This window comes from Brevibacterium sp. LAARM2_SD2 (genome assembly GCF_057364785.1).
Genome location: NZ_JBNFOM010000026.1, coordinates 35,330 through 57,770, shown reverse-complemented (window position 1 = coordinate 57,770; position 22,441 = coordinate 35,330). Strand labels below are relative to the sequence as shown.

The following is a 22,441-nucleotide window of genomic DNA, read 5'->3' as shown; positions in this document are numbered from 1 at the left end:
CGGCTTGGGCATGGATGACGAGCTCGACAGCACGAGCCTTGAGTTCGTCGGTGTATTTCACTGGCAAGAGAGAATCTCCTTCTTCCAATCTCCCTGCCTCTATTATCCCCGGGGCATGACATCCCACCACAACGGGTGCCTCCGGTCGAAAGCACGCACCCAACGCAATAATCCGTTCACGTTACCCCACCACCCGGGACGATCACACGTCCCGCCGCTTCAACAACAACCAGGCCGCCCCGCCGAGCACAACCAACCAACCGAGCAGGACAATGGCTGCCGTCCCGCTGCCATACGGATCGGCAATCAAGCCACCGGAGCGGATCACATTGATCGCGGTCAGGGGCATGAAGTCAGCGAGGCCAGCGACATTGTCGGGCACGAGAGAGGGTAAGAGCTGCGGTCCAAGCTGGAAGACGCCGAAGTACAGGCAGATGGCCGCGGCGGCATTGCGCGTCAGACCTCCCAGCACCAGGCCGAACACGGCCCCGAACGGCATGGTAGCTGTAGCTCCGAGAACGCCCCAGAACATACGAGGATCAAACAATGACATCCCATCGGCCGAGGGAACAGTGCCTGTGATCTGCAAGATGACATATAGCAGCAACGACATCACCATCGCCAAAACCGCAGTCACAGCCGCGAGAACAGCCGCCTTCGCCATGAACATTCCGGTGCGGCGAGGGACAGCAACCAGACTCATTCCTATGGAGCCACTGCTGTACTCGCTGGTTATCGCGAGAACGCCCGCGATAATCAGCACGATCATCCCGAGAGGGTAGACTGACGTGAAGGCAAAGGGGATATCCCCGGCCTGCCCGCTGGAGAACTTCGTCCCATCGATGATGAGGCAAACTGTCACGGCAGTGGTCGCCGCAAACGCCGTCAGCACGGTGTAAACGAGCGAACGCACCGACCGCAGCTTCGTCCATTCGGAGAGCAACAGCCCGAGCGTAGTGACCCGGGCGGCTCCCAGGTCGTCCTGATGTGGCCTCGAGAGAGTCGTGGCCAGGGAATTCTGTGCCGCGCCGTTCATTCCGCAGCCTCCTGAAGGTGCGCGCCGTGCACAGGGGCGCCTTGCGTGATCTGCATGAAGGCTTCCTCCAACGAAGCCCGATGTGTCTCGAGCCCGTACAAAACTATACGTGCCCCCGCGGCGATGCTGCCGATCTCGCGCGCAGCGAGACCTCGCACATCGAGAGATTCGGAATCGGTCGATGACACACTCACGCCCGGCCCCTGCAGAGCTCTGGCCAACGCCCCGGCTTCGGGCGTGATCACGCGGACAGTCTCCGGCGAAACCGAAGAAACGACCGCTTCAACCGATCCGACGGCCAGCAACTCTCCACCGCCGATGACTACGAGGTCTTCGGCGATCAGGGCGAGTTCGCTCATGAGATGCGAGGACAAGAACACCGTCCGCCCCTCCGTCGCTATCCGGCTGAGCAGCGTGCGCAACCACAAGATGCCGTCCGGATCGAGACCATTCGTCGGCTCGTCGAGCACCAGAATCTCCGGGTCTCCGAGCAGCGCAGTCGCGATCCCGAGACGCTGCCCCATCCCTAAGGAAAAACCACCAGCTCGCCGGAAGACAACCGACCGGAGACCGACCATTTCCACGACATGCTCGACGCGCCGCCTCGGTATCCCGTTGGAATACGCCACGGCCAACAAGTGGTCGTAACCGCTGCGGCCCGGGTGCACACCCCGAGCATCGAGCATCGCACCCAAGTGCCGAAGCGGATCGTTGAACTCACGGTAGTCCTTCCCATCGATGCTGATTCGTCCCGCCGTCGGCCGATCAAGCCCAACAAGCATCCTCATCGTCGTAGATTTCCCGGCACCGTTCCTCCCAAGGAACCCAGTGACAGCCCCAGGACGAACAGTGAAAGAGAGATCATTGACGGCTGTCGTCGCGCCATATCTCTTGGTCAAGTTCTCAGCTGTAATCATGACTTCCACGATATGAACACCAGAACGCAACGAAATCCGCCCGAGGTACACACTTCAGCGCTCCCGGCAGTACCGCAGGCCTGCGCCCAGCGTACTACTCGAACAAACCAGACCCTTGCCGGCGACCCTGACCCATTCAGCTCTTGCCGGTTAGAGCCCTAACCGACTTTCATGCGGTACGTGGCCGCCCGTGGTCGCAGACCAGACCTGGGTAATGACGCTGACGTGCACAGGATCTGGGTGATCGGTCTGGTAGACCCTTCGAGGGTCGGGGCTTGCCCGCAACCCTCCGCGGACCCAGCCGCCTGCCCAGTGCTGGCGCGCCCGAATGCGCCTCAGCCACCTCGGCGAAGAAATTCTGCGAAAAATTCTCCACATGTGGAATAACTCGGCGCTCCACAAAGTTGAGTCTAGTGTACGCAACTTTGATGAGGCGGGGATTGACGATCTCAGCCGGGAAGAGAATACTTGAGTCCATCAGACTCAATGTGCGCGATCGGGCCCTCCGGTTCGGCCGCTCGCATTCAGCCCGAGACGACTCTGAGAGTTAAGGAGAAACGATATGGCACGTGCAGTTGGAATCGACCTCGGAACCACGAACTCCGTCGTCGCTGTCCTCGAGGGCGGCGACCCCAAGGTCATCGCGAACATGGAAGGCGGTCGCACGACCCCGTCCGTCGTCGCAGTCAACAAGAACGGAGACTCCCTGGTCGGCGAGATCGCCAAGCGCCAGGCTGTCACCAACGTGAAGAACACCGTGGCGTCCGTCAAGCGCCACATGGGCACCGACTGGAACACCGAGATCGGCGGCAAGACGCTGACCGCTCCCGAGGTCTCCGCCCGCATCCTCCAGAAGCTCAAGCACGACGCTGAGGAGTACCTGCAGGAGAAGGTTACCGACGCGGTCATCACCGTGCCGGCCTACTTCAACGACGCAGAGCGCCAGGCCACGAAGGACGCCGGTGAGATCGCCGGCCTCAACGTCCTGCGCATCATCAACGAGCCCACCGCTGCTGCTCTGGCCTACGGCCTCGAGCGCGGCAAGGAAGACGAGCTCATCCTCGTCTTCGACCTCGGTGGCGGTACGTTCGACGTCTCGCTGCTCGAAGTCGGCAAGGACGATGACGGCTTCTCGACCATTCAGGTCCGTGCGACCTCCGGTGACAACCGCCTCGGCGGTGACGACTGGGATCAGCGGATCGTCGATTGGCTGGTCGAGCAGGTCAAGAACAACTACGGCGTCGACCTGACGAAGGACTCGACGGCGATGCAGCGCCTCAAGGAGGCCGCTGAGCAGGCGAAGAAGGAGCTCTCGTCCGCGACGAGCACCAACATCTCCCTGCAGTACCTCTCGATGAGCGAGAACGGTCCGATCCACCTCGACGAAACCCTCACCCGGGCGAAGTTCGAGGATCTGACCAAGGACCTCCTCGAGCGCACGAAGGCCCCGTTCCACGCGGTGATGAAGGATGCCGGCGTGTCCGTCAAGGACATCGACCACGTCGTCCTCGTCGGCGGTTCGACCCGCATGCCCGGCGTCACCCAGGTCGTCACCGAGCTCACCGGAGGCAAGGAGCCCAACAAGGGCGTCAACCCCGATGAGGTCGTCGCGATCGGCGCTGCCGTCCAGGCCGGTGTGCTCATGGGCGAACGCAAGGACGTCCTGCTCATCGACGTCACCCCGCTCTCGCTCGGACTCGAGACCAAGGGCGGCGTGATGACGAAGCTCATCGAGCGCAACACCCCGATCCCGACGAAGCGCTCGGAGACGTTCACCACGGCTGAGGACAACCAGCCGTCGGTGTCGATCCAGGTCTTCCAGGGTGAGCGCGAGTTCACGCGCGACAACAAGAACCTCGGCACCTTCGAGCTGACCGGCATCGCGCCGGCTCCGCGCGGCGTGCCGCAGATCGAGGTCGCGTTCGACATCGACGCCAACGGCATCGTCCATGTCTCGGCCACCGACAAGGGAACCGGCAAGGAGCAGTCGATGACGATCACCGGCGGCTCGGCCCTCCCCAAGGAGGACATCGAGCGCATGGTGCGTGAGGCCGAGGAGCACGCGGAAGAGGACAAGAAGCGCCGTGAGGCCGCTGACGTCCGCAACAACGCGGAGAACCTCGCCTACCAGACGCAGAAGCTGCTCGACGACAACGCCGACAAGCTGCCCGAGGACATCAAGACCGAGCTCCAGGGCGACGTCGATGCTGTCAAGGAAGCTCTCAACGGCGAAGACGACGACGCCGTGAAGAAGGCGTTCGACACGCTCACCGAGAAGCAGCAGAAGATCGGTGAGGCCATCTACCAGCAGCAGGAGTCCGGCGCGGCCGGTGGCGCTGCCGGTGGTGCCGACCAGGGCAGCAGCGACGCAGGCACCGGTGCCGACGACGATGTCGTCGACGCCGAGGTCGTGGATGATGATGAGGACGAGGGGAAGAAGTAATGACGACCGAGGGCAACGATCCGTCGTCCGAGGAGCCAGGCTTCACCTTCCATGACAAGCGTCGGGTCGATCCCGAGACCGGTGAGCTCCGTCCCGAAGCCGACCCGCAGTCGGCTTCGGGGGAGTCCGGTGAGGGAGCCGACACCGAGGAGGTGCTGGCCGACGCCAGCGACCTCGGTGTCGAGATCCCGGCCGACGCCTCATCGCTCAACGACACCGAGGCGGCCGGCAGCGAACCCGCTCCCGGCTCCGAGGCCGCGGCCCACCTCGCCGACCTCAAGCGCATCAACGCCGAGTACGCGGCCTACCGGATGCGCGCCGATCGCGAACGCGAGCGGGCGTCCGTGGGCGGAACCGTCAAGGTCGTCGAGGCCTTGGTTCCCGTCCTCGACGAGGTGCGTCTGGCGCAGGAGAACGGCGACGTCTCCGGGCCCTTCGAGGCCCACGTGAACAAGCTCATCGACGCGCTGGCCAAGGTCGGCGTCGAGCAGTACGGCGCAGTCGGCGACGAGTTCGATCCGCACCTGCATGAGGCTCTCATGCAGCAGCCGTCGGACGAAGTCGAGGTGCCGACGGTGTTCATGGTCATGCAGCCGGGCTACCGCATGGGTGATCGCATCATCCGCGCGGCCCGCGTCGGCGTGCAGCAGCCAGAGGACTGACCGTTCCACCTTCGCCGAGGTGACCCGCCACCCCAGCGTCCGGCCACGGACGCTGGGAGCGGGGACCGCCTCGGCGACGGTCCGGAATCACCGGGAGGGAAGCCTTCGCGGGGATTGCGGATTGTGAGCAGACAGATGAACGGACGAATGACAGAGCCGGGGCGGACACGCACCGGCAGGCACAACAGGACTGAGAAGAAGGGAGGTGCCAGATGAGTACCGGACCGCAGAACGACTGGTTCGAGAAGGACTTCTACAAGACCCTCGGCGTCTCCAAGGACGCGTCGGACTCCGAGATCAAGAAGGCCTACCGCAAGCTCGCGCGGAAGTACCATCGGACGCGAATCCGGGGGACGCCGAGGCGGAGGCCAAGTTCAAGGAGATCGGACAGGCCCACCAGGTGCTGTCGAACAAGGAATCGCGCGAACAGTACGACCAGGTCCGCGCCATGGGCAGCGGTGCCAGGTTCAGCGCCGGCGCCGGTGGTGCCGGGGGAGCCGGCGGCGGCTTCGACGACGTGTTCTCCGACCTCTTCGGAGGCGGCGGGCGCACCCGGACCCGGACGACCTACAGCGGCGGCGGGTTCGGCGGCGGCAGCGGCTACGGCGACGTGCCCCCGGATCTCGCCGATCTCCTCAACGGGTTCGGCGGCGGGTCGTACGGCGGCTACGGCGGCGGTTACGACACGGGCTTCGGCGGCGGATATTCGCCACCGGTCAAGGGCGGGGACATCAAGTCCTCGACGAACCTCAGCTTCACCGAGGCGGCCAACGGCGCATCCGTGAAGCTGCAGATGCCCGGCGGCAAGCCGCTGACCGTGCGCACCCCGATCGGCGTCAAGGACGGACAGAAGATCCGACTGGCCGGCAAGGGCAAGCAGAGCCCGAACGGCGGCGATCCCGGTGACGTCATCCTCACCGTCCACGTCAAGCCCCACCCGGTGTTCACCCGCGACGGGGACAACCTGCGGATGGACCTGCCGGTGAGCTTCGACGAGGCGGCGCTCGGCGCCGAGGTCAAGGTGCCCACGCTCGGCGGTCAGCCGGTGAAGGTGAAGATCCCCGCGGGCACGCCCTCGGGTCGGACCCTGCGGGTGCGCGGCAAGGGCGTGAAGACGAAGAAGGGCACGGGCGATCTGCTCGTCACCGTCGAGATCGTCGCGCCGAAGAACCTCTCGAAGGAAGCGAAGGAAGCCGTCGAAGCCTACAAGGCGGCGACGGAATCCGACGACCCGCGTGCCGGCCTGCTCGATCGGGCCAAGGCAAGCTGAGGCAGTGAGGCAGGATGCAGTTCTCTCAGAGCGCAGCGCTCTACGTCATCTCGGTGGCGGCGGAATTGGCGGGGATGCACCCGCAGACCCTGCGGCAGTATGACCGGATGGGTCTCGTCACCCCGCAGCGCACGGCCGGCAAGGGCCGACGCTACTCGGGGCGGGACATCGCCAAGCTGCGCCTGATCCAGCATCTCTCGAAGGACGAGGGGGTCAACCTCGTCGGGATCAAGAAGATCATGGAGATGCAGAACCAGATCGACGCCCTGCGCAGCCGGAACCGGGAACTCGAGGAGGAGGTCCTCGCCGAGGCGGCGGCACGCGAACGCGATTCGCGTGTCTTCGCTGCCGGTTCCGGCGGCGATGTCGTCTCGATCGCGCGCGGCCGGCGACCCAAGGTCACCGCCGAATCCGAGGCCGGTGCCGTCGTGCTCTACGACGATTTCACCACCCGAAGGGTCCGCGGTCCGGCGAAGGCGTGAGGGCGATCCGAGCGGTACCGAGCGGCTGTGACGGCAACCTGAGCGGCCCAGCGCGGGAGTGACCAGGGGCGGAGCACCATTCCAGGGGCGGAGCGATCCGCCCCTTTCTCATGCCCGGATCGGGTTGTGGCCAGTTCGCTCTGAGATGGCCAAGGCAACCTTGGCCATCTCAGAGCGAACTGGCGCAAACCGGTCGCGACCCGGACTCCACGGGCGCCGCTACTGGGGAGAGCGCTGGTCTCGGCGCGATCGTCGTCGATTGCGGGTCGCACGTCCGCGACAGGCAACCGACTGCGCGGCATGTCCGGCACACGCCCGTTTCGCCGACATCGCTCGATCTGTGCAACCCCGCCGAACCACCCGAACGGCGCTTCGGCTCACCCTGTTTCGGGCGGCTCACGTTTTGAACAGAGCCGCTCGAACCAGGATGAGCCGCAGCGTGAGGCTGCGAGGGTGGGAGCCTCAGAGGGCGCGAGTCATGGGGTGCGAGAACTCACGACGGGCAACCCTCCGGCGGCCAGGTTCGTGTGAGCGCACTGCGCCTACCAGGGCACCTTGTGCGCGGCGTTGCCCGCTGTCGAAACACGGGCGAAACGTTGCCCGCCACGGGACGAAACAATCGACTGTCAGGATGGGCGCTGTTGAGATCGACGAGCGACCGAGGAGACCACCATGACGATGTCTGCAGACAAGTCGACGGCGCCACCGGGGACGAGCAGCGAGGCGAAGGCCGCAGCGCGCGAGAGTCTCGAGGACTACACTCTGAGATTCGCGCCGCGCTCCTACCGCACGTGGGCACCGGCCGTGGTGGCGACGAGTGCACTGGGCGGCATCGCGTATCTCGCTGACTTCTCGATCGGCGCGAGCATCGGCCTGGCGCACGGCACAGCCAACGGCATCCTCGGCATCCTCACGGCGGCCATCATCATCTTCCTCACCGGCTGGCCCCTGGCCTTCTACGCCGCACGCTACAACCTCGACCTCGATCTCATCACCCGCGGCGCAGGGTTCGGGTACTACGGCTCGGTGATCACGAACATCATCTTCGCCACCTTCACGTTCATCTTCTTCGCGCTCGAGGGCTCGATCATGGCCCAGGGGCTCTACCTGGGACTCGGCATCCCGCGTCCGCTCGGCTACCTCCTCTCCACCGTCATCATCTTCCCGCTCGTCATCTTCGGCATGAAGGCGCTGGCCCGACTGCAGGTCTCGACGACACCGCTCTGGCTCGTCCTCATGGTCGTCCCCGTCGGCTACCTCATCGCCTTCCAACCGGAAACCGTGAGCACCTTCTTCGCGTACCAGGGCGAGAGCGGCGAGAGCGCGAACTTCGCCTCGGCCATGCTCGCCGCCGGAGTCTGCCTCTCGCTCATCGCCCAGATCGCCGAGCAGATCGACTACCTGCGATTCATGCCCCCGCGCACTCCGGGCAACCGTCGCAGCTGGTGGACGGCGGTGATCCTCGCCGGTCCGGGCTGGGTGATCTTCGGGGCGATCAAGCAGATCATCGGCATGTTCCTCGCCGTCTACCTCATCGCCAACGTGCCCGGGGCCACCGGATTCGCGACCGAGCCGGTCCAGCAGCTGCTCGCCACCTACGAGCAGATGATGCCGCAATGGCTCGCCCTGCTGCTCGCCGTCGTCCTCGTCGTCATCTCCCAGGTGAAGATCAACGTGACGAACGCCTACTCCGGGTCACTGGCGTGGACGAACGCCTACACCCGGATCACCAAGCACTACCCCGGGCGGATCACCTTCCTCGTCGTCAACCTGCTCTTCGCTCTGACGCTCATGGAACTCAACATGTTCGACTTCCTCAACGCGATCCTCAGCTTCTACGCCAACCTCGCGATGTCGTGGATCTGCGTCGTCGCCGCGGACATCGCCATCAACAAGTACGTGCTGGGACTCTCGCCGAAGACTCCGGAGTTCCGCCGCGGCATGCTCTACGACTGGAACCCGGTCGGCGTCGTCTCCCTCGTGCTCTCCGGTGGGGTGTCGATCGCCATCTACTTCGGTGCCTTCGGGGCCGCAGTCCAGCCGTTCTCCCCGCTCTTCGCCGTCGGCATCGCGATCGTCGCCACACCGCTCATGGCGATCATCACCCGGGGGCGCTTCTACCTGCGTCGACAGGACGACGGCATCGACGTGCCGATGTATGACGACCACGGCAACCCCACGGATGCGACCCTGTGGTGCCACGTCACGGAGATGGAGTTCGAGCGTCCCGACATGATCGCCTCGGCGAAGACCGGACCGAACGGGGAGACCCTCTATCTCAGCTCTCTGGCACTGTCGACCGACCGCCTCGGCGAACATGTCCTGCCGGCCGACCCCGTCCGGGAGCGCTGATGCACTTCACACCGGGGGACACGGAGAAGCTGCTGCTCTCCGTCGCCGGCATGGTCGCCCGCGATCGTCTGGAGCGGGGAGTGCCGCTCAACTATCCCGAATCCGTCGCGCTGCTGAGCACGTGGGCGATCGAGCGGGCGCGTGAGGGGGCCGCGGTCGAGGAGCTCATGGTCACCGGACGGGAGGTCCTCAGCCGCGACGACGTCATGGACGATGTGGTGCCGATGCTCCACGACGTCCAGGTCGAGGCCACGTTCCCCGACGGGCGCAAGCTCGTCACCATCCACAACCCCATCGACTGACAGGACCGCGTCATGGCAGGCACGAGAGACCACGGGCCGGGAGCCGTGCGGGTGCGCGAGGGCACCCGCCTCCTCAACGCACGCGCCGCCGAGGCAGACACCGGCAGCATCACCATCGAGAACACGGGAGATCGTCCGGTGCAGATCGGATCGCACTTCCACCTGCCCGACGTCAACGCCGCATTGGCGTTCGACCGGGCACGAGCCGAGGGCTGCCGGCTCGACATTCCGGCAGGGACCTCGATCGTCGACGGGGCGTCGCGGACCGTGCCGATCGTCCGCCTCGGCGGGCGTGCCCGGGTACCCGGACTGCAGATTCGCACGGGCGGCACTGATGGCTGAGATCTCCGCTCAGCGCTACGCCTCCCTCTACGGACCGACGACCGGGGACCAGGTCCGCCTCGGCGACACCGACCTGTGGATCGAGATCGAGGACGATCGGACATTCGGCGGTGACGAAGCGGTATTCGGCGGGGGCAAGTCGATTCGCGAATCGATGCTCCAGGGCACGACGACGCGCGTGACGGTGCACCGGACACCGTGATCACGAATGTCATCGTCCTCGACTGGTGGGGGATAATCCGCACCGACATCGGCATCCGCGACGGCGTGATCACGGCTCTGGGCCGGGCGGGCAACTCCGACATCGCCGACGGGGTCGATCCGGGTCTGCAGATCGGCCCGTCGACCGACGTCATCTCCGGCGAGGGCCGGATCCTCACCGCCGGTGGGATCGACTCGCACGTCCACCTGCTGTCGCCATCGCAGATCCATGAGGCGCTCGCCACCGGAATCACCACCGTGGTCGGCGGCGGAACGGGCCCGTCGGAGGGGAGCAAGGCGACGACGGTCACGCCCGGGGCGTGGCATCTGGGGATGATGCTGCGCGCACTCGACGCACTGCCGGTCAACGTCCTGCTCCTCGGCAAGGGCAACACCGTCTCCGCCGCGGGGCTGGCCGAACAGGCCCTCGGCGGGGCGGCAGGGTACAAGATCCACGAGGACTGGGGCGCGACACCGGCCGCGATCGACGCCGCGCTGCGGGCCGCCGACGATCACGGCCTGCAGGTCGCACTCCACTCGGACTCGCTCAACGAGTCGGGCTTCGTCGAGTCGACGATCGCCGCGATCGCCGGGCGCAGCATCCACGCCTTCCACGTCGAAGGTGCCGGCGGCGGCCATGCCCCCGACATCCTCTCGATCGCCGCGCTGGAGAACATCATCCCCGGTTCGACCAATCCGACTCTTCCCCACACCGTCAACACCGTCGCCGAGCACCTCGACATGCTCATGGTCTGCCACCACCTCAACCCCAGCGTGCCCGAGGACCTCGCCTTCGCCGAATCGCGCATCCGGGCGACGACGATCGCCGCCGAGGACATCCTCCACGACCTCGGCGCACTGTCGATCACCTCCTCGGACGCTCAGGCGATGGGCCGCATCGGCGAGGTCATCACCCGGACCTGGCAGGTCGCCCACGCGATGAAGCTACGGCGGGGGCGCCTCGGCGAGACGATGCCGGCAGACAATGAGCGGGCACGCCGGTACGTGGCGAAGTACACGATCAATCCGGCGATCGCGCATGGGGTCGATGCGCACCTCGGTTCCGTCGAAGTCGGGAAGATGGCCGATCTCGTGCTGTGGGATCCGCGCTTCTTCGGCGTCCGCCCCGACCTCGTCATCAAGGGCGGGACGATCGCCTGGGCCGGCCTCGGCGATCCGAACGCGTCGATCCCTACGCCGCAGCCGGTGCTCATGCGGCCGGCGTTCGGGGATGCCCTCGGGGCGACGACCTCGGTGTCGTTCGTCGCTCCGGCCGCCGTCGACAGCGGGCTGCGGGAGAGCTTGGGTCTGCGTAGGCAACTGCGTGCCGTCGCGCCGACGCGGGGGATCGGGAAGGCGGACATGCGCAACAACGACGTCCGTCCCACCATCGACATCGACCCGGACACGTTCCAGATCGCCATCGACGGCGACCTCGTCACTGCGGCACCCGCACACGCGCTGCCGCTCGCCCAGCTCTACCAGATGTTCTGATGGACACGGTGACGCTCGGCGCGCTGGGGCCCGGGGCCGCCTCGGCGATCATCATGCTCCTCGCCGACGCCCGCCTGCCCGCGGGGGCGCACGTGACCTCGAACGGCGTCGAAGCCGGACTGCGCCATGGGCTCGCGCCGAGGGAGGTCGCAGCCTACATGCGCGCGCGGATGCGCACCGTCGTCCGCGTGGAGGCCGGCACCGCCGTCGTCACCCGCCATGCCCTGATCGGCACTCGCGTCGCCGGAGCTGAGATCGACCGCGGCGGCGGGCGCGACCGGGAGTCCGGTGCGGTCCTCGCCGACATCAGCGACGAATGGGCGGCCCGCACTCCCAGCCCGGCACTGCGGGAGATCGCCGAGGTGCTCGGTGCGGGACTGCGTCGCGTGGCGGTCACGCTGTGGCCCGAGTTGGACCCGGTGCTGCCGCGACGCGGACTTCCGCGCCCTGTGGTGCTCGGCGCCATCGCCGCTGCCGCCGGGATTCCGGCGACCGACCTCGTGCGCCTCGTCGCCTACGACGATGCGCAGACGGTCGCCGCGGCGATGCTCAAACTCGAACCGATGGACCCGCTTGCGGCCACCGGTTGGGTGCTCGAGGCGTGCACCGCCTTCGAGCCCAGTGTCGCCGATCTGGCGACGCTCACCGACCCCGCAGCGATTCCCGCTGCCGGGGCACCGCTCATCGAGGACTGGGCAGAGGCCCAGTCCGCACTGCCGAGGAGGCTGTTCCGTGCCTGAGTTCCCCACCCCGCATCGTTCCCTGCGACTCGGAGTCGCCGGCCCCGTGGGCACCGGCAAGAGTTCGCTCATCGCGATGATCTGCCGCACCCTGGCGAACGAGATCCGCATCGGGGTGATCACCAACGACATCTACACCGACGAGGATGCCCGGCTGCTCAGGGCCGCCGGGGTCCTCGACCCCGACCGGATCCGCGCCATCGAAACCGGGGCCTGCCCTCACACGGCGATCCGCGACGACGTCACGGCCAATCTCGCGGGAGTCGAGGAGCTCGAAGCCGACTTCGATCCGCTCGACCTCGTGCTCGTCGAATCCGGCGGGGACAACCTCACTGCGACGTTCTCGCCGGCTCTCATCGACGCCCAGATCTTCGTCCTCGACGTCGCCGGCGGTGGCGATGTGGCGCGCAAGGGCGGGCCCGGCATCGGGCGCGCGGATCTCCTCGTCGTCAACAAGACCGATCTCGCGCCGTACGTGGGCGTCGACGTCGAGCAGATGATCTCCGACGCCGAGGCGGCACGTGAGCAGGGCCCGGTGCTCGGGCTCTCCCGCACCGACGAGGAGTCCGTCGCGCGCCTGCGGTCATGGCTGCTCGCCCTGCTCGAAACGCATCGGTCCGGGGCGCACGAACCGCAGGATCCGGGTCCGATGGCACCGCATTTTCATGCCGATGAGGACGGGGGATACATGCACTCGCACGCCCACGGCGAGGGTCACGGGCACGCTGACGGCGAGGGCCACGGGCACGCTGACGGCGAGGGCCACGGGCACGCTGACGGTGCCGGCCACGGGCACGCTGACGGTGCCGGCCACGACGGTGCCGGCGGCCCCGACCCTCTGGAGCACGCAGACGGCGGCGTTCGGATCCCAGCGGATCGGGTGCCTGCAGATGGCCGGGGATGACGCACATCGCCGTCGACCTGGTCGCCGGGCGCGAGCTTCCGCAGGTGCGTCTGGCTCCCGGTCTCATGCAGCCGCGGCTGATCTCCCGCGCGGCCGGAGGGCGCGCGCATGTGGCGATCGTCGCCGGAGGCGCGGCGCTCCTCGGCGGGGATGCGGTGACGATCGGCATCCGGGTCGGGCAGGGATGCCGGCTCGTCATCGAAGACGTCGGGGGCACGGTCGCCTACCCGGCCGATGGCGCGGAGTCACGGTGGGACGTCGACATCGAGGTGGGCGCGGCCGGCGGTCTCATCTGGGAGACGTTCCCGTTCGTCGTCGCGTCGGGGGCGCGGGTGCGCCGGTCGACGCGGGTGCGCATCGGTGCCGAGGCGACGGTGTATCTGCGGGAGACGATCGTGCTCGGGCGCTCGGGCGAGGTCGGCGGGGCTCTGCGGAGCAGCACGGATGTGCGCGACTGCGCGGGGAGGCCGTATTTCGTCGAGGACCTCGATGTCGACGGGACCGATCCGCTGCCGGGCGTCCTCGGGTCCGCCTCGGTGCTCGATACGGCGATGCTCTTCGGCAGGAGAGACGACGCCGCCGGTCCGACGGCGGGTGACGACATGGGCGACTCCACGAGAGTGCGAATGCTCGAGCTCTCACGGCCCGGGACGATCGCGAGAGCGATCGGTGCCGCTGCTCACGAATCACATGTCGACTCCGTGTGGCAGCGGTGGACCCGACCGGCCGAGTGAGCATGCGGCAGCTGCTCACGGTGAGCTGCCGGGGCGTGGAATACGATCCCCGGACCCCGGGGTGTCACACCTGACCGGGAAGGTGAACAAGTGAGGGACGCAATGGATACAGGCACACCGAAGATGGAGACGAGGAGACCGACAATGGATACCACTACAGCGGGACGGCCGGGAACGGGGCAGGTGGACGGCACCCGATTCGATGCGGACTGGTGGCGGATGCGGACGCCGCTGATCGTCATCGCGGGGCTCGCGATCGCAGGGTTCAGCCTGGTCCTCGCCTCGACGAACGAGATCGGCCACGCCGCGGCCTGGGGTCTGGCGGCAACAGCTGTGCTCCTCGGCGCTCGCCATGCCTTCGACGCCGACCACGTCGCCGTCATCGACAACGTCACCCGGCGACTCGCGACCGCTGACCAGTCCCGGCTTCGCGGCGGTGCCGTCGGATTCTGGTTCGCGCTCGGGCACTCGAGCGTCGTCATCATCACCGCCGCCCTCGTCACCACCGGTGCCGCCGCGGCTCGCAGCCTCGTCGTGAGTGAGGATTCCGATCTGCGTGCCGGTCTCGGGATGTGGGGACTGCTGTTCGCGACCTGCGTCGTGGGGGTCTTCGGGATCGTCAACCTCGTCGCGTTCATCCGCCTTCTGCGCGATCGTCGCACCGAGGGTGCACCCGCGGCAGATCCGAACGGTGACAGCGGAGCCGGTGCCGCACCTCGAGGACCTCTCACGACAGTCTTCTCCCGGCTCATCGGCACCGTCGATCGACCGGCGCGGATGTATCCCATCGGGCTCCTCTTCGGGCTCGGGTTTGACACCGCGGCGACGATCGGACTGATGATCGCGGCCGGTGCGACGGCCGCGAGCACGTCGCCGCTGCTCGCGCTCTCGCTTCCGCTGCTCTTCGCCGCAGGTATGGCGGCGTGCGACACCGGGGACAGCGTGATGATGGCGAGGCTCTATCGCTGGGCCGCTGGTGACGGCGGGCGATTCCGCCGCTACAACCTCATCGTCACCGGGCTCTCAGTGCTCATCGCGGCCATCGTCGTCATCGCCGGAGTCGCCGAGGCGGGGGCGGAGACCGCGACGTTCACCCTTCCCGCCCCAGATACGGAGTACGCCGGGTTCGTCGCCACCGGCTTGTTCGTGGTCATCGCTGTCGCGGCTCTTCTCACAGCGCGACGCCGGGCGGCAACCGCTGAACGCAGGGACGAGGCGCAAGATCTGGGCGCCGAGGTGGCTGAGGAGTCCCGCGACGAGTGACGGGCGCCGCGCGGCGGCGGTGGTCGCCTCAATGTTCTGGTCGGCCTCGCCTTCGGGTCATGGGAGCACGCCGTCGCGGCCGGACCGGGTTGTGGCCAGTTCAGGTTTGGGCCAGTTTGCTCTGAGATGGCCAAGGCTGCCTTGGCCATCTCAGTCTCAACTGGCGCAAACCGGGGCCCGACTCGGATTCCACGGGCAAACAGGCGCGGGGAGGTCGATTGTCCGGCACGCGCCGCCGGCCCGCTCGTCCTGGGTAACCCCGACCAACCGCCCGAATGTCGCTGCGGCTCAGGCTGGTTCGGGCGGCTCATATTTCGAACAGAGCCGCTCAAAATAACCTGAGCCGCAACGGCGATCGGACCTCTGCTCGCCGCGGGCAGCAGGACCCGATTCTCTGAGAAAGAGAGCCTGGGCCCGGAGTACAGTGTCACGACCAGGGTCGATCGACAGAGGTGGGCGCTGCCTCGCGGCTACACCGAACAATGCCCCGCCATCACAGCCAATGGGCGGCGAAGCCGTGAGCACCGGGCGCGACATCACTGCGGAGAACCCAGTCGTCGGTGTAGTCGCCGGTGAACTGCGGTCGGGCTCTCAGTGGTTCGTCAGTGAACAGCCGGGACAGCCGATCGCCCAGTTGCGCCTTGATGCCCGCGGAATCAGCTCCGGCGAGGAAGTCCGCCGAGGGCACGACGAAAGGCGCAAGCGGATCGAAGCCGGTGTAGGCCAGAGTCCCGTGGAGAAGCCCGAACATGAGGTCGACCGGATCGCCGCTGATGCCGCGCGGCCCGAGAGCTCCAGGGCGATCCCCGGCGGTGACGATGACAAGCGCGCGGCGGCCGCGGAACGGTCCGTTCTCGAACCGGAGCCTCCTCCCGGTCTCGGGCTCCTTGCCGAACGCGAAACCGCTCGTGAACACCCGATCGAACCATCCCTTGAGCATCGCCGGCATGCCGTACCACCACAGCGGAAACTGAACGATGAGCGCATCCGCGCGCTGAAGTCGGTCCTGCTCCTGGGCGACGTCTGCAGGCAATCGGCCTGAGATGAACGCGTGGCGAACATCGCCGGTGGCATCGAATCGCGAGCCGCAGGCACCGTCCCGACCGGAGTGGTTCTCGCAGGCGCGCAGTTCCGACCCGAGGAACTGCTCACGCCGGAGTACGGGGTCCCAATCCATGGCATAGAGGTCGGACAGCTCGACGGGGTGGCCTCGTTGTTCGAGGGCGTCGATGCCGAACCGGCGAAGAGAACCATTGAGAGACAGCGGTTCCGGGTGGGCGCTCACCCACAGGACCGACGCGGAATCATCCATGCCTCTATCGTGGAGGCAGATGACGGCTCGCAACAGTACGGACATTCGTGTCCCTGGCCGGCCGCGGCGATGTCGAGGGCGCAGCCGATATCGAGGCTGGGGACGCGTCGTGGTCCTCAGCGCAACAAGAGAGATGAGTGGTGGCGATGCGTGAGAAAGTGGCGGTGGCGCTTCAGACCTGCCCCGCCGAGGTTGTCGTGGCAGTCCTCGGCGGCACGTGGAAGATCACTGTGGTCAAGGCGATGTTCGACGGTCCGATCCGCTTCGGCAACCTGCAGCGGCAGGTGCCGGAGGTCAATCGGAAGACCTTGACGAGGCAGCTCACGGAGCTGGAAGCCGACGGCATCGTCATCCGCACCGATCACGGTGAGCTGCCGCTTCGAGTCGATTATCGGTTGACCGAATTGGGCGCGGCCCTTCACCCCGTCATCGTCGCGATGGAGGGCTGGGGAAGTGACTACGCCGCCGAAATCACTGTGGGTTCAGGCTGAACGCTCGACCTCAGCCGCAGGAACCCGGTTGCGGCTCAGCCTGTTATGGGCAGCTCACCTTTCGAACAGAGCCGCTCAAAATAACCTGATCCGCAGCGGGTTCCGACCGTCGTCTCTTCGCTCATGCCCAGTCGCACGCGTTCTGGAACTGACTGAGGCGCCTGGTCCGACAGTGTCGAACCAGGCGCCTCAGGGTTGCCGGGGACTCCGCTCAGCGAGGTGAGCCGGCCGGCCGGATCAGATGTCCGAGGGCGAGGGGACACCCTTCTTGCGGCGCTTCGTCAGGAAGATCGCCGTGCCGCCGACGAGGAGGAGGCCGGCACCGGCTGCGAGGCCGGTGAGCTCCATACCGGTACGGGGCAGGTCGCCTCCACCGTTTCCGCCGCCGTTGCCGCCATCGGAGCCACCGTCGTCATTGCCGTCGCTGCCGCCGGCGTTCGGGTCCTCTTCCACCGAGAACTTGCCGGTGAGCTCGTCGTCACCGCAGGTCACGGTCACGTCGTAGTCGCCGATGTACGCGCTCGGGTTCGACGCCGAGGTGCCGTAGACCGTGACGGAGGCGTTGCCCTCATCGTCGGCCTTCTCAGTTTCATCGAACGCCGTCACCGAGGAGTTGCCCTTCGGATTGACCACGAAGCGCACGTCTTCGCCGGGCTCGCAGTTCTCGACGACGAGCTTGACGCCCTTGTCCTTCTGGACGAAGTCCTTCGGGGTGACGGACTCGGGAGAGACGGTCAGCTTCGCCTCGGCGGCGGGAGTCGTCGGCGTCTCGGTGGCATCCTCGACGACGGTGAACTCCTGCGGCTCGGTCTTCTCGCCCGACTCGTCGTCGATGAACGTGACCGTGTACTTGCCGGGCTTGACGCTGTCCTTCGGAGCCACGACCGTGCCGGTGACCTTGCCGTTCTCGTCCGCCTTGAGCTGCTCTTCAGCCTGCTTGGCGACCTGTGCCGGGAGTGCCTGGCCCTCGACGCTCACGGTGCCGTTGGGGGTGAAGCCTTCGCCCGAGAACTTCAGGCCTTCGCCTTCGAACTCTGAGACGGTGATCTCGTCAGCGACGAGGCTCGCCTTCGGGTCGACGGCCGGAGCAGTGGGCTCTTCGGTCTCGTCTGCGGTGACGGTGAACTTCTCGTCGAAAGTCTGAGACTGTTCGCCACGTTTCACAGTGACGGTGAACTCGATCGGGCCCTCAGGAATGGCCTTCGGGTCGCCGGTGATGTTGTAGATCTCGTATGAGACCGTGTCGCCTTCGGCAGTGACTGTCTCGCCGGTGGCGTCGTCGGTGACGGTGTCCCCGGCTTCGAGGTTCGTCACGGTGAGGGTGACGCCCTTCTCGACGAGATCCGTCTGCGAGATCGTCTCGGGCGAAACCGACACCGAAGCGTCGAGCTTAGCGGGCGCGGTCGGAGCGTCGGTCGCGTCGGGCTGGCCGGCGCTCTTCGGGGCCTGGACGTTCGTCTGGCCGAAGGCGTCGGTGCTCGGGGCGGCGATGACCGGGGATGCTGCCAGGCCGGTGATGGCGAGGGCCACCACGGGGGCGAGGGCGAGTTTCTTCATATCTGTCCTTCGAAAGGCTGAGGGAGGAGAGCTTCCGAAAGTAACAGTAATGACACATTCACGACGCACATAGTTTAGAACGTTTTGGTCACGTGAATTCTTCAGAACAGCACTGGGGAGAGCAGTGCTGGGGCGCTCGCGCGAGCATGCGATGCCGCCATGGAAACAACGCAGAGACCCTCACCGTCGCCTGGTCGTTGCGAAACCTTGGCCGTCCCGTGATCTCCGTTCCGGCAGCATCTCGGCCGCTCCGGCCGCCACCTCTCGCACCGCTCGCTTCTCCACGCCACTAACGACGCCACCCACCAGCTGAGCCGCCGCTCCGCCCACCCCCCCCACCCCCCGCTCACACCGGCTCTGAAAAGTGCCTTTGGAGCCAATGACACTTGGGCGAAACAGTGCCACAATATGTCCTGTGACTGGAGACTCAACGATGAAGAAGGCGGCCAGCAAGGCCGACGATGCGGCAGTCAACGCCGCTGACAGCAAGTGGTTCGAACGGGTCGCCCGAGTCGGCTTCGTGGCCAACGGACTCGTCCACATCATCCTCGGCGCCACCGCCGCCGGCCTCGCGCTCGGCAAGAGCGGCGAAGCCGAACAGTCCGGCGCGATGCAGCAGATGGCCTCCCAGCCCTTCGGCATGGTGCTGCTGTGGCTGTGCATGCTCGGCTGTGCACTGCTCGCGCTGTGGAACCTCGCCAACGCGTTCTTCGGCACGGCCACCCTGCGCGGACACGGCTCGAACGATCCGCGCGACGAGCACGGTCGCGACCGCTGGAAGGACTTCATCCTCGCCATCGCGCAGGGCATCACCTACGCGGCAGTGGCTGTGCTCTTCGGCAAGTTCGTCTTCGGCCAGGGCTCGGACTCCGGTCAGTCGTCGCAGCAGGCCTCGTCGACCCTCGCGCAGGCCCCCGGCGGAATCCTTCTCCTCGTCGTCATCGGCGGGGTCGTGACGATCATCGGCATCGTGTTCTGCGTCAACGGCATCCGGCGCAACTGGAAGGACGATGTGCGCACCCCGCGCTCGAGCGCTGTGGCGAAGCTGATGACGATCACCGGCGTCCTCGGCTACCTCGGCAAGGGCGCCACGCTCATCGCCGTCGGCATCCTCGTCATAGTCTCCGGCGTCACCGGCGACCCGGAGAAGTCGACCGGCGTCGACGGCGCTCTCAAGGCCATGCGCGAACAGCCCTTCGGCACCTACCTCCTCCTCGGCGTCGGGGTCGGACTCGTCCTCTACGGCGTGTTCCTCTTCCTCCGCGCCCGATACGACAAGATGGATTGATCCCGTCGTCTCGCAGGCGCCCGACAAGCGCGCTTCACGAAGGCGCCCAGAGGACTGCGTTAGTGTGAGGTCTGGGGTCGCCCGCTGCGGCCGATGAACGAGCAGCACCACCAAGCAGTACCGTCTGCGAAAGGACCTGAAATGAGAGCCAATCACGTCGGCATCGTGTGGAATCCGTCGAAGACCGAGAAGGAGGACCTCGAGGCCGCCCTCCCGGAGAACCCTGACTTCACCATCACCTGGCATGAGACCGAGGAGGACGATCCCGGCAAGTCCGCGACCCAGGCCGCTCTCGATGCCGGCGCCGAGGTGGTCATCGCCGCAGGCGGGGACGGCACGGTCCGTGCTGTCGCCGGTCACCTTGCGGAGATCGACTCCGAGGCCGAGCTCGGCATCGTGCCGCTGGGCACGGGCAATCTCCTGGCCCGCAATCTCGATGTTCCGCTCAACAACCTCGGCGAGGCGATGGATCGCGCACTCAACGGCACGGCCCGCGACATCGACATGGGCTGGGTCGAGGTCACCCTTGAGCAGGGCACGAACCGTGAGCCCTTCGTCGTCATGGCCGGGTTCGGGATCGATGCGCACATGATCACCGAGACCAATGACGACCTCAAGGACAAGGCGGGATGGCTGGCCTACGTCGAATCGCTCGGTCGCGCGGTCTCGGCCAGCGATGTCATGGAGATCAACCTGTCGCGCGAGGGCGAGCGGATCGGCCACGAGGCGGCGCACACTCTCATCGTCGGCAACTACGGCACCCTGCAGGGCGGGATCACCCTGCTTCCCGACGCCGATCCCTCGGACGGTGAGCTCGACGTCCTCATCCTCAAGGCCGAGGGCGTCACCGGCTGGCTCGACACGATGAAGAACATGGTGTGGGACAACGGTCTGCGCCGGATGATGTCGAAGGACGACTCGGCGCAGAGCAGCGAGAGCGCGATCCATCAGCGGGTCTCGTCGCTGACGATCGAACTCGAGCAGCCGCGCGTCGTCGAGGTCGACGGCGACGAGGTCGGCGAGACCGAGAAGATCGACGTGACGATCGAACCCGCGGCGCTGCGCGTGCGGTGACCTCGCCGAGGCGGTGGCGCGCGTGCGTCGACCTCGCCGAATCAGCGCCTCCCGTGCAATGACCCCGCCGAGGCGGTCGTTCCCATTGCGATGACCGAGAACGCTGTGCCCCCGACCGAAGTCGGGGCCACAGGCCGTTCTCGCGTTCAGCGTCGCATCAGAGCGAGTCGGCTGACTTCCGGCGACGCACCGTCAGGGCGACGACGGCGCCGCCGACGAGGAGCAGCGCGGCTCCGCCGGCCAGGGCGCTGAGCTCGGCGCCGGTGCGCGGCAGCTGGCCGCCCTTGCTGCCGGATCCGCTGTCGCTGCCGCCCGAGCCGCCGGCCGCGGCACCCGAGGTGACCTCGAACGATCCCTTGAGGACGTCATCGTCGCAGGTCGCCGACACCGAGTAGTCGCCGACGTAGGCAGACGCGTTCGACGACGTGCCGTACACGTTCACCGAGGCGGTGCCGGTCTCATCCACGGTCACCGTGCTGTCGAAGGCGGTGACGTTCGAGTTCCCCTTGGGGTTGACGACGAAGCGGACGTCGCTGCCGGGGGTGCAGTCGGTGACCGTGAGCACCACTCCCTTGTCCTTCTTCACGAAGTCAGCGGCTTCGATCGACTTCGGGGAGACTGTCAGCGAGGCGGCCTGTGCGGCGTCGACGGTCAGGGTGAACTCGGCGGTGGCACCGAATTCCTCCCCGCCGGCGTAGACGATGTAGTCACCGGGCTTGACGTCGTCGGTCTCCGTCGGGCGGATGACCCCGGAGGCCACGCCCTCATCGGAGACCTCCACGTTCTCGTCGAGGTAGATGATCTCGTCGGTCTCGAACTTCGCGGCCACGGCGAACGCCTGCTCACCGGGGAGGAAGCCCTCACCGGTGAAGGGGATGCCCTTCTTCATGAACTCGGAGACGCTCATCGAGTCGGTGCCGAGAGTGAGGGAGCCTTCCTCGATCTCCTCATCCTCGGTGATCTCGAAGCTCCCTGGGAACTCTTCGGGGTCCTGATCCTTGCGCTCGACGGTGACCGTGAAATCGACGGTCTGCGGGCCCTCGATCGTGCCCTCCTCGTCGTAGTACTCGAACTCGACCGAGCTGCCCTTGGCCTTCTTCACGTCATCGGTGAGCGAGTTCGTCACGATGTCGCCCGGCTCGAGGCCGGAGACCGTGATGATGACACCGTCGAAGTAGAACTCCGATTCCGTCATCGTCCCCGGTTCGACGTCGACCTTGGCGGCAATCGGCGCCGAGGCGGCTTCAGTCGGTTCCTCATCCTCGGTGACCTCGTCGTCAGGTTCGTCCGATCCCGTCGCAGACTCGTCCGGAGCCGGGGTGTCGGGGGTTTCCGGTGCCGGGGTGTCGGTGTCGTCCGCGCCGTCGGTCTCGGGAACCTCGGGTGCCGGAGCGGCCGGGGTCGTGTCCGCGGACGAGGGGGTCTCGTCGGCTGCGGTGTCGGGGGTCGTCGCCGCAGCAGGGACGGAGAGCGAGGTGTCGGCGTCGGCGGGTGCCGCGACTGCCGGGGCCGCGCCGAGGCCGGCGATGGCCAGAGCAAGCGCGGGAATGAGCGCAAGTTTCTTGGGCATGGGGCTA

General features: G+C 66.7%; 18 protein-coding genes and 2 pseudogenes. 15 read left to right on the top strand and 5 right to left on the bottom strand.

The genetic code is table 11. The features are described from left to right. Positions 1-202: 202 nt before the first annotated feature. Positions 203-1,036: an ABC transporter permease gene (locus tag AC2W7K_RS14980; RefSeq protein WP_344251613.1), complete on the bottom strand. Its 834-nt coding sequence runs from the start codon at positions 1,034-1,036 to the stop codon at positions 203-205. Beyond that, on the bottom strand, positions 1,033-1,953 hold the full coding sequence (locus AC2W7K_RS14975; RefSeq protein WP_344251612.1) for an ATP-binding cassette domain-containing protein: 921 nt from the start codon (positions 1,951-1,953) through the stop codon (positions 1,033-1,035). Before AC2W7K_RS14975 ends, AC2W7K_RS14980 begins: the two co-directional genes overlap by 4 nt. A gap of 562 nt (positions 1,954-2,515) precedes the next feature. Between AC2W7K_RS14975 and dnaK the strand changes: the two genes are divergently transcribed. From dnaK to AC2W7K_RS14915, 12 genes and pseudogenes are all read left to right on the top strand, one after another. Next, positions 2,516-4,396 carry a molecular chaperone DnaK gene (dnaK, locus tag AC2W7K_RS14970; RefSeq protein ID WP_376871707.1) on the top strand — a complete coding sequence of 627 codons (1,881 nt, stop codon included), beginning with the start codon at positions 2,516-2,518 and terminating at the stop codon, positions 4,394-4,396. After that, positions 4,396-5,058: a nucleotide exchange factor GrpE gene (locus AC2W7K_RS14965; RefSeq protein WP_137824516.1), complete on the top strand. Its 663-nt coding sequence runs from the start codon at positions 4,396-4,398 to the stop codon at positions 5,056-5,058. Before dnaK ends, AC2W7K_RS14965 begins: the two co-directional genes overlap by 1 nt. 212 nt (positions 5,059-5,270) lie before the next feature. Continuing rightward, a pseudogene (locus AC2W7K_RS14960) lies at positions 5,271-6,328 on the top strand (DnaJ C-terminal domain-containing protein). A gap of 14 nt (positions 6,329-6,342) precedes the next feature. Beyond that, positions 6,343-6,810: a heat shock protein transcriptional repressor HspR gene (locus AC2W7K_RS14955; RefSeq protein ID WP_137824518.1), complete on the top strand. Its 468-nt coding sequence runs from the start codon at positions 6,343-6,345 to the stop codon at positions 6,808-6,810. A gap of 678 nt (positions 6,811-7,488) precedes the next feature. Beyond that, complete coding sequence (locus tag AC2W7K_RS14950) at positions 7,489-9,162, top strand: purine-cytosine permease family protein (RefSeq protein ID WP_376871728.1); 1,674 nt, start codon at positions 7,489-7,491, stop codon at positions 9,160-9,162. Beyond that, on the top strand, positions 9,162-9,464 hold the full coding sequence (locus AC2W7K_RS14945; protein ID WP_486006344.1) for an urease subunit gamma: 303 nt from the start codon (positions 9,162-9,164) through the stop codon (positions 9,462-9,464). The genes AC2W7K_RS14950 and AC2W7K_RS14945 overlap by 1 nt, the downstream gene beginning before the upstream one ends. 12 nt (positions 9,465-9,476) lie before the next feature. Next, a complete protein-coding gene (locus AC2W7K_RS14940; protein ID WP_486006343.1) occupies positions 9,477-9,806 on the top strand; it encodes an urease subunit beta in 330 nt (109 codons plus the stop codon). Beyond that, positions 9,799-11,501: pseudogene (locus tag AC2W7K_RS14935) on the top strand (urease subunit alpha). The gene AC2W7K_RS14940 and the pseudogene AC2W7K_RS14935 overlap by 8 nt, the downstream one beginning before the upstream one ends. Further along, positions 11,501-12,241, top strand: a complete 741-nt coding sequence (locus tag AC2W7K_RS14930) for an urease accessory UreF family protein (RefSeq protein WP_376904029.1) — start codon at positions 11,501-11,503, stop codon at positions 12,239-12,241. Before AC2W7K_RS14935 ends, AC2W7K_RS14930 begins: the two are co-directional and overlap by 1 nt. Then, on the top strand, positions 12,234-13,145 hold the full coding sequence (gene ureG, locus AC2W7K_RS14925) for an urease accessory protein UreG (RefSeq protein ID WP_376871690.1): 912 nt from the start codon (positions 12,234-12,236) through the stop codon (positions 13,143-13,145). Before AC2W7K_RS14930 ends, ureG begins: the two co-directional genes overlap by 8 nt. Continuing rightward, on the top strand, positions 13,142-13,879 hold the full coding sequence (locus AC2W7K_RS14920; protein ID WP_376871687.1) for an urease accessory protein UreD: 738 nt from the start codon (positions 13,142-13,144) through the stop codon (positions 13,877-13,879). The genes ureG and AC2W7K_RS14920 overlap by 4 nt, the downstream gene beginning before the upstream one ends. A gap of 144 nt (positions 13,880-14,023) precedes the next feature. Further along, positions 14,024-15,142, top strand: coding sequence for a HoxN/HupN/NixA family nickel/cobalt transporter (locus AC2W7K_RS14915; protein ID WP_376871684.1), 1,119 nt, complete (start codon positions 14,024-14,026; stop codon positions 15,140-15,142). A gap of 493 nt (positions 15,143-15,635) precedes the next feature. Here AC2W7K_RS14915 and AC2W7K_RS14910 read toward each other — a convergent pair whose 3' ends face one another. Continuing rightward, complete coding sequence (locus AC2W7K_RS14910; RefSeq protein ID WP_376871681.1) at positions 15,636-16,454, bottom strand: NAD(P)H-dependent oxidoreductase; 819 nt, start codon at positions 16,452-16,454, stop codon at positions 15,636-15,638. A gap of 146 nt (positions 16,455-16,600) precedes the next feature. On the opposite strand from AC2W7K_RS14910, the gene AC2W7K_RS14905 reads away from it, so the two are divergent. Beyond that, positions 16,601-16,945: a winged helix-turn-helix transcriptional regulator gene (locus AC2W7K_RS14905; protein ID WP_376871678.1), complete on the top strand. Its 345-nt coding sequence runs from the start codon at positions 16,601-16,603 to the stop codon at positions 16,943-16,945. 237 nt (positions 16,946-17,182) lie between these two features. Here AC2W7K_RS14905 and AC2W7K_RS14900 read toward each other — a convergent pair whose 3' ends face one another. Then, entirely contained in the window at positions 17,183-18,502 is a 1,320-nt protein-coding gene (locus AC2W7K_RS14900; protein WP_376871675.1) for an LPXTG cell wall anchor domain-containing protein, read from the bottom strand. Positions 18,503-18,917: 415 nt separating this feature from the next. Between AC2W7K_RS14900 and AC2W7K_RS14895 the strand changes: the two genes are divergently transcribed. Continuing rightward, entirely contained in the window at positions 18,918-19,790 is an 873-nt protein-coding gene (locus AC2W7K_RS14895) for a DUF1206 domain-containing protein (protein ID WP_198499758.1), read from the top strand. Between the two features lie 141 nt (positions 19,791-19,931). After that, on the top strand, positions 19,932-20,864 hold the full coding sequence (locus AC2W7K_RS14890) for a diacylglycerol/lipid kinase family protein (protein ID WP_486006342.1): 933 nt from the start codon (positions 19,932-19,934) through the stop codon (positions 20,862-20,864). Positions 20,865-21,021: 157 nt separating this feature from the next. Here AC2W7K_RS14890 and AC2W7K_RS14885 read toward each other — a convergent pair whose 3' ends face one another. Further along, entirely contained in the window at positions 21,022-22,434 is a 1,413-nt protein-coding gene (locus AC2W7K_RS14885) for an MYST family histone acetyltransferase (protein WP_376871669.1), read from the bottom strand. Positions 22,435-22,441: the final 7 nt, after the last annotated feature.

Excerpts from the sequence above, each read along its gene's own strand:
- AC2W7K_RS14955 (WP_137824518.1), top strand. The coding sequence starts at position 6,343 with ATGCAGTTCTCTCAGAGCGCAGCGCTCTACGTCATCTCGGTGGCGGCG.
- AC2W7K_RS14980 (WP_344251613.1), bottom strand. The coding sequence starts at position 1,036 with ATGAACGGCGCGGCACAGAATTCCCTGGCCACGACTCTCTCGAGGCCA.
- AC2W7K_RS14930 (WP_376904029.1), top strand. The coding sequence starts at position 11,501 with ATGGACACGGTGACGCTCGGCGCGCTGGGGCCCGGGGCCGCCTCGGCG.
- AC2W7K_RS14915 (WP_376871684.1), top strand. The coding sequence starts at position 14,024 with ATGGATACCACTACAGCGGGACGGCCGGGAACGGGGCAGGTGGACGGC.
- AC2W7K_RS14920 (WP_376871687.1), top strand. The coding sequence starts at position 13,142 with ATGACGCACATCGCCGTCGACCTGGTCGCCGGGCGCGAGCTTCCGCAG.
- dnaK (WP_376871707.1), top strand. The coding sequence starts at position 2,516 with ATGGCACGTGCAGTTGGAATCGACCTCGGAACCACGAACTCCGTCGTC.
- AC2W7K_RS14905 (WP_376871678.1), top strand. The coding sequence starts at position 16,601 with ATGCGTGAGAAAGTGGCGGTGGCGCTTCAGACCTGCCCCGCCGAGGTT.
- AC2W7K_RS14975 (WP_344251612.1), bottom strand. The coding sequence starts at position 1,953 with ATGATTACAGCTGAGAACTTGACCAAGAGATATGGCGCGACGACAGCC.
- AC2W7K_RS14940 (WP_486006343.1), top strand. The coding sequence starts at position 9,477 with ATGGCAGGCACGAGAGACCACGGGCCGGGAGCCGTGCGGGTGCGCGAG.
- AC2W7K_RS14900 (WP_376871675.1), bottom strand. The coding sequence starts at position 18,502 with ATGAAGAAACTCGCCCTCGCCCCCGTGGTGGCCCTCGCCATCACCGGC.
- AC2W7K_RS14910 (WP_376871681.1), bottom strand. The coding sequence starts at position 16,454 with ATGGATGATTCCGCGTCGGTCCTGTGGGTGAGCGCCCACCCGGAACCG.
- AC2W7K_RS14950 (WP_376871728.1), top strand. The coding sequence starts at position 7,489 with ATGTCTGCAGACAAGTCGACGGCGCCACCGGGGACGAGCAGCGAGGCG.
- AC2W7K_RS14885 (WP_376871669.1), bottom strand. The coding sequence starts at position 22,434 with ATGCCCAAGAAACTTGCGCTCATTCCCGCGCTTGCTCTGGCCATCGCC.
- AC2W7K_RS14890 (WP_486006342.1), top strand. The coding sequence starts at position 19,932 with ATGAGAGCCAATCACGTCGGCATCGTGTGGAATCCGTCGAAGACCGAG.
- AC2W7K_RS14945 (WP_486006344.1), top strand. The coding sequence starts at position 9,162 with ATGCACTTCACACCGGGGGACACGGAGAAGCTGCTGCTCTCCGTCGCC.
- AC2W7K_RS14965 (WP_137824516.1), top strand. The coding sequence starts at position 4,396 with ATGACGACCGAGGGCAACGATCCGTCGTCCGAGGAGCCAGGCTTCACC.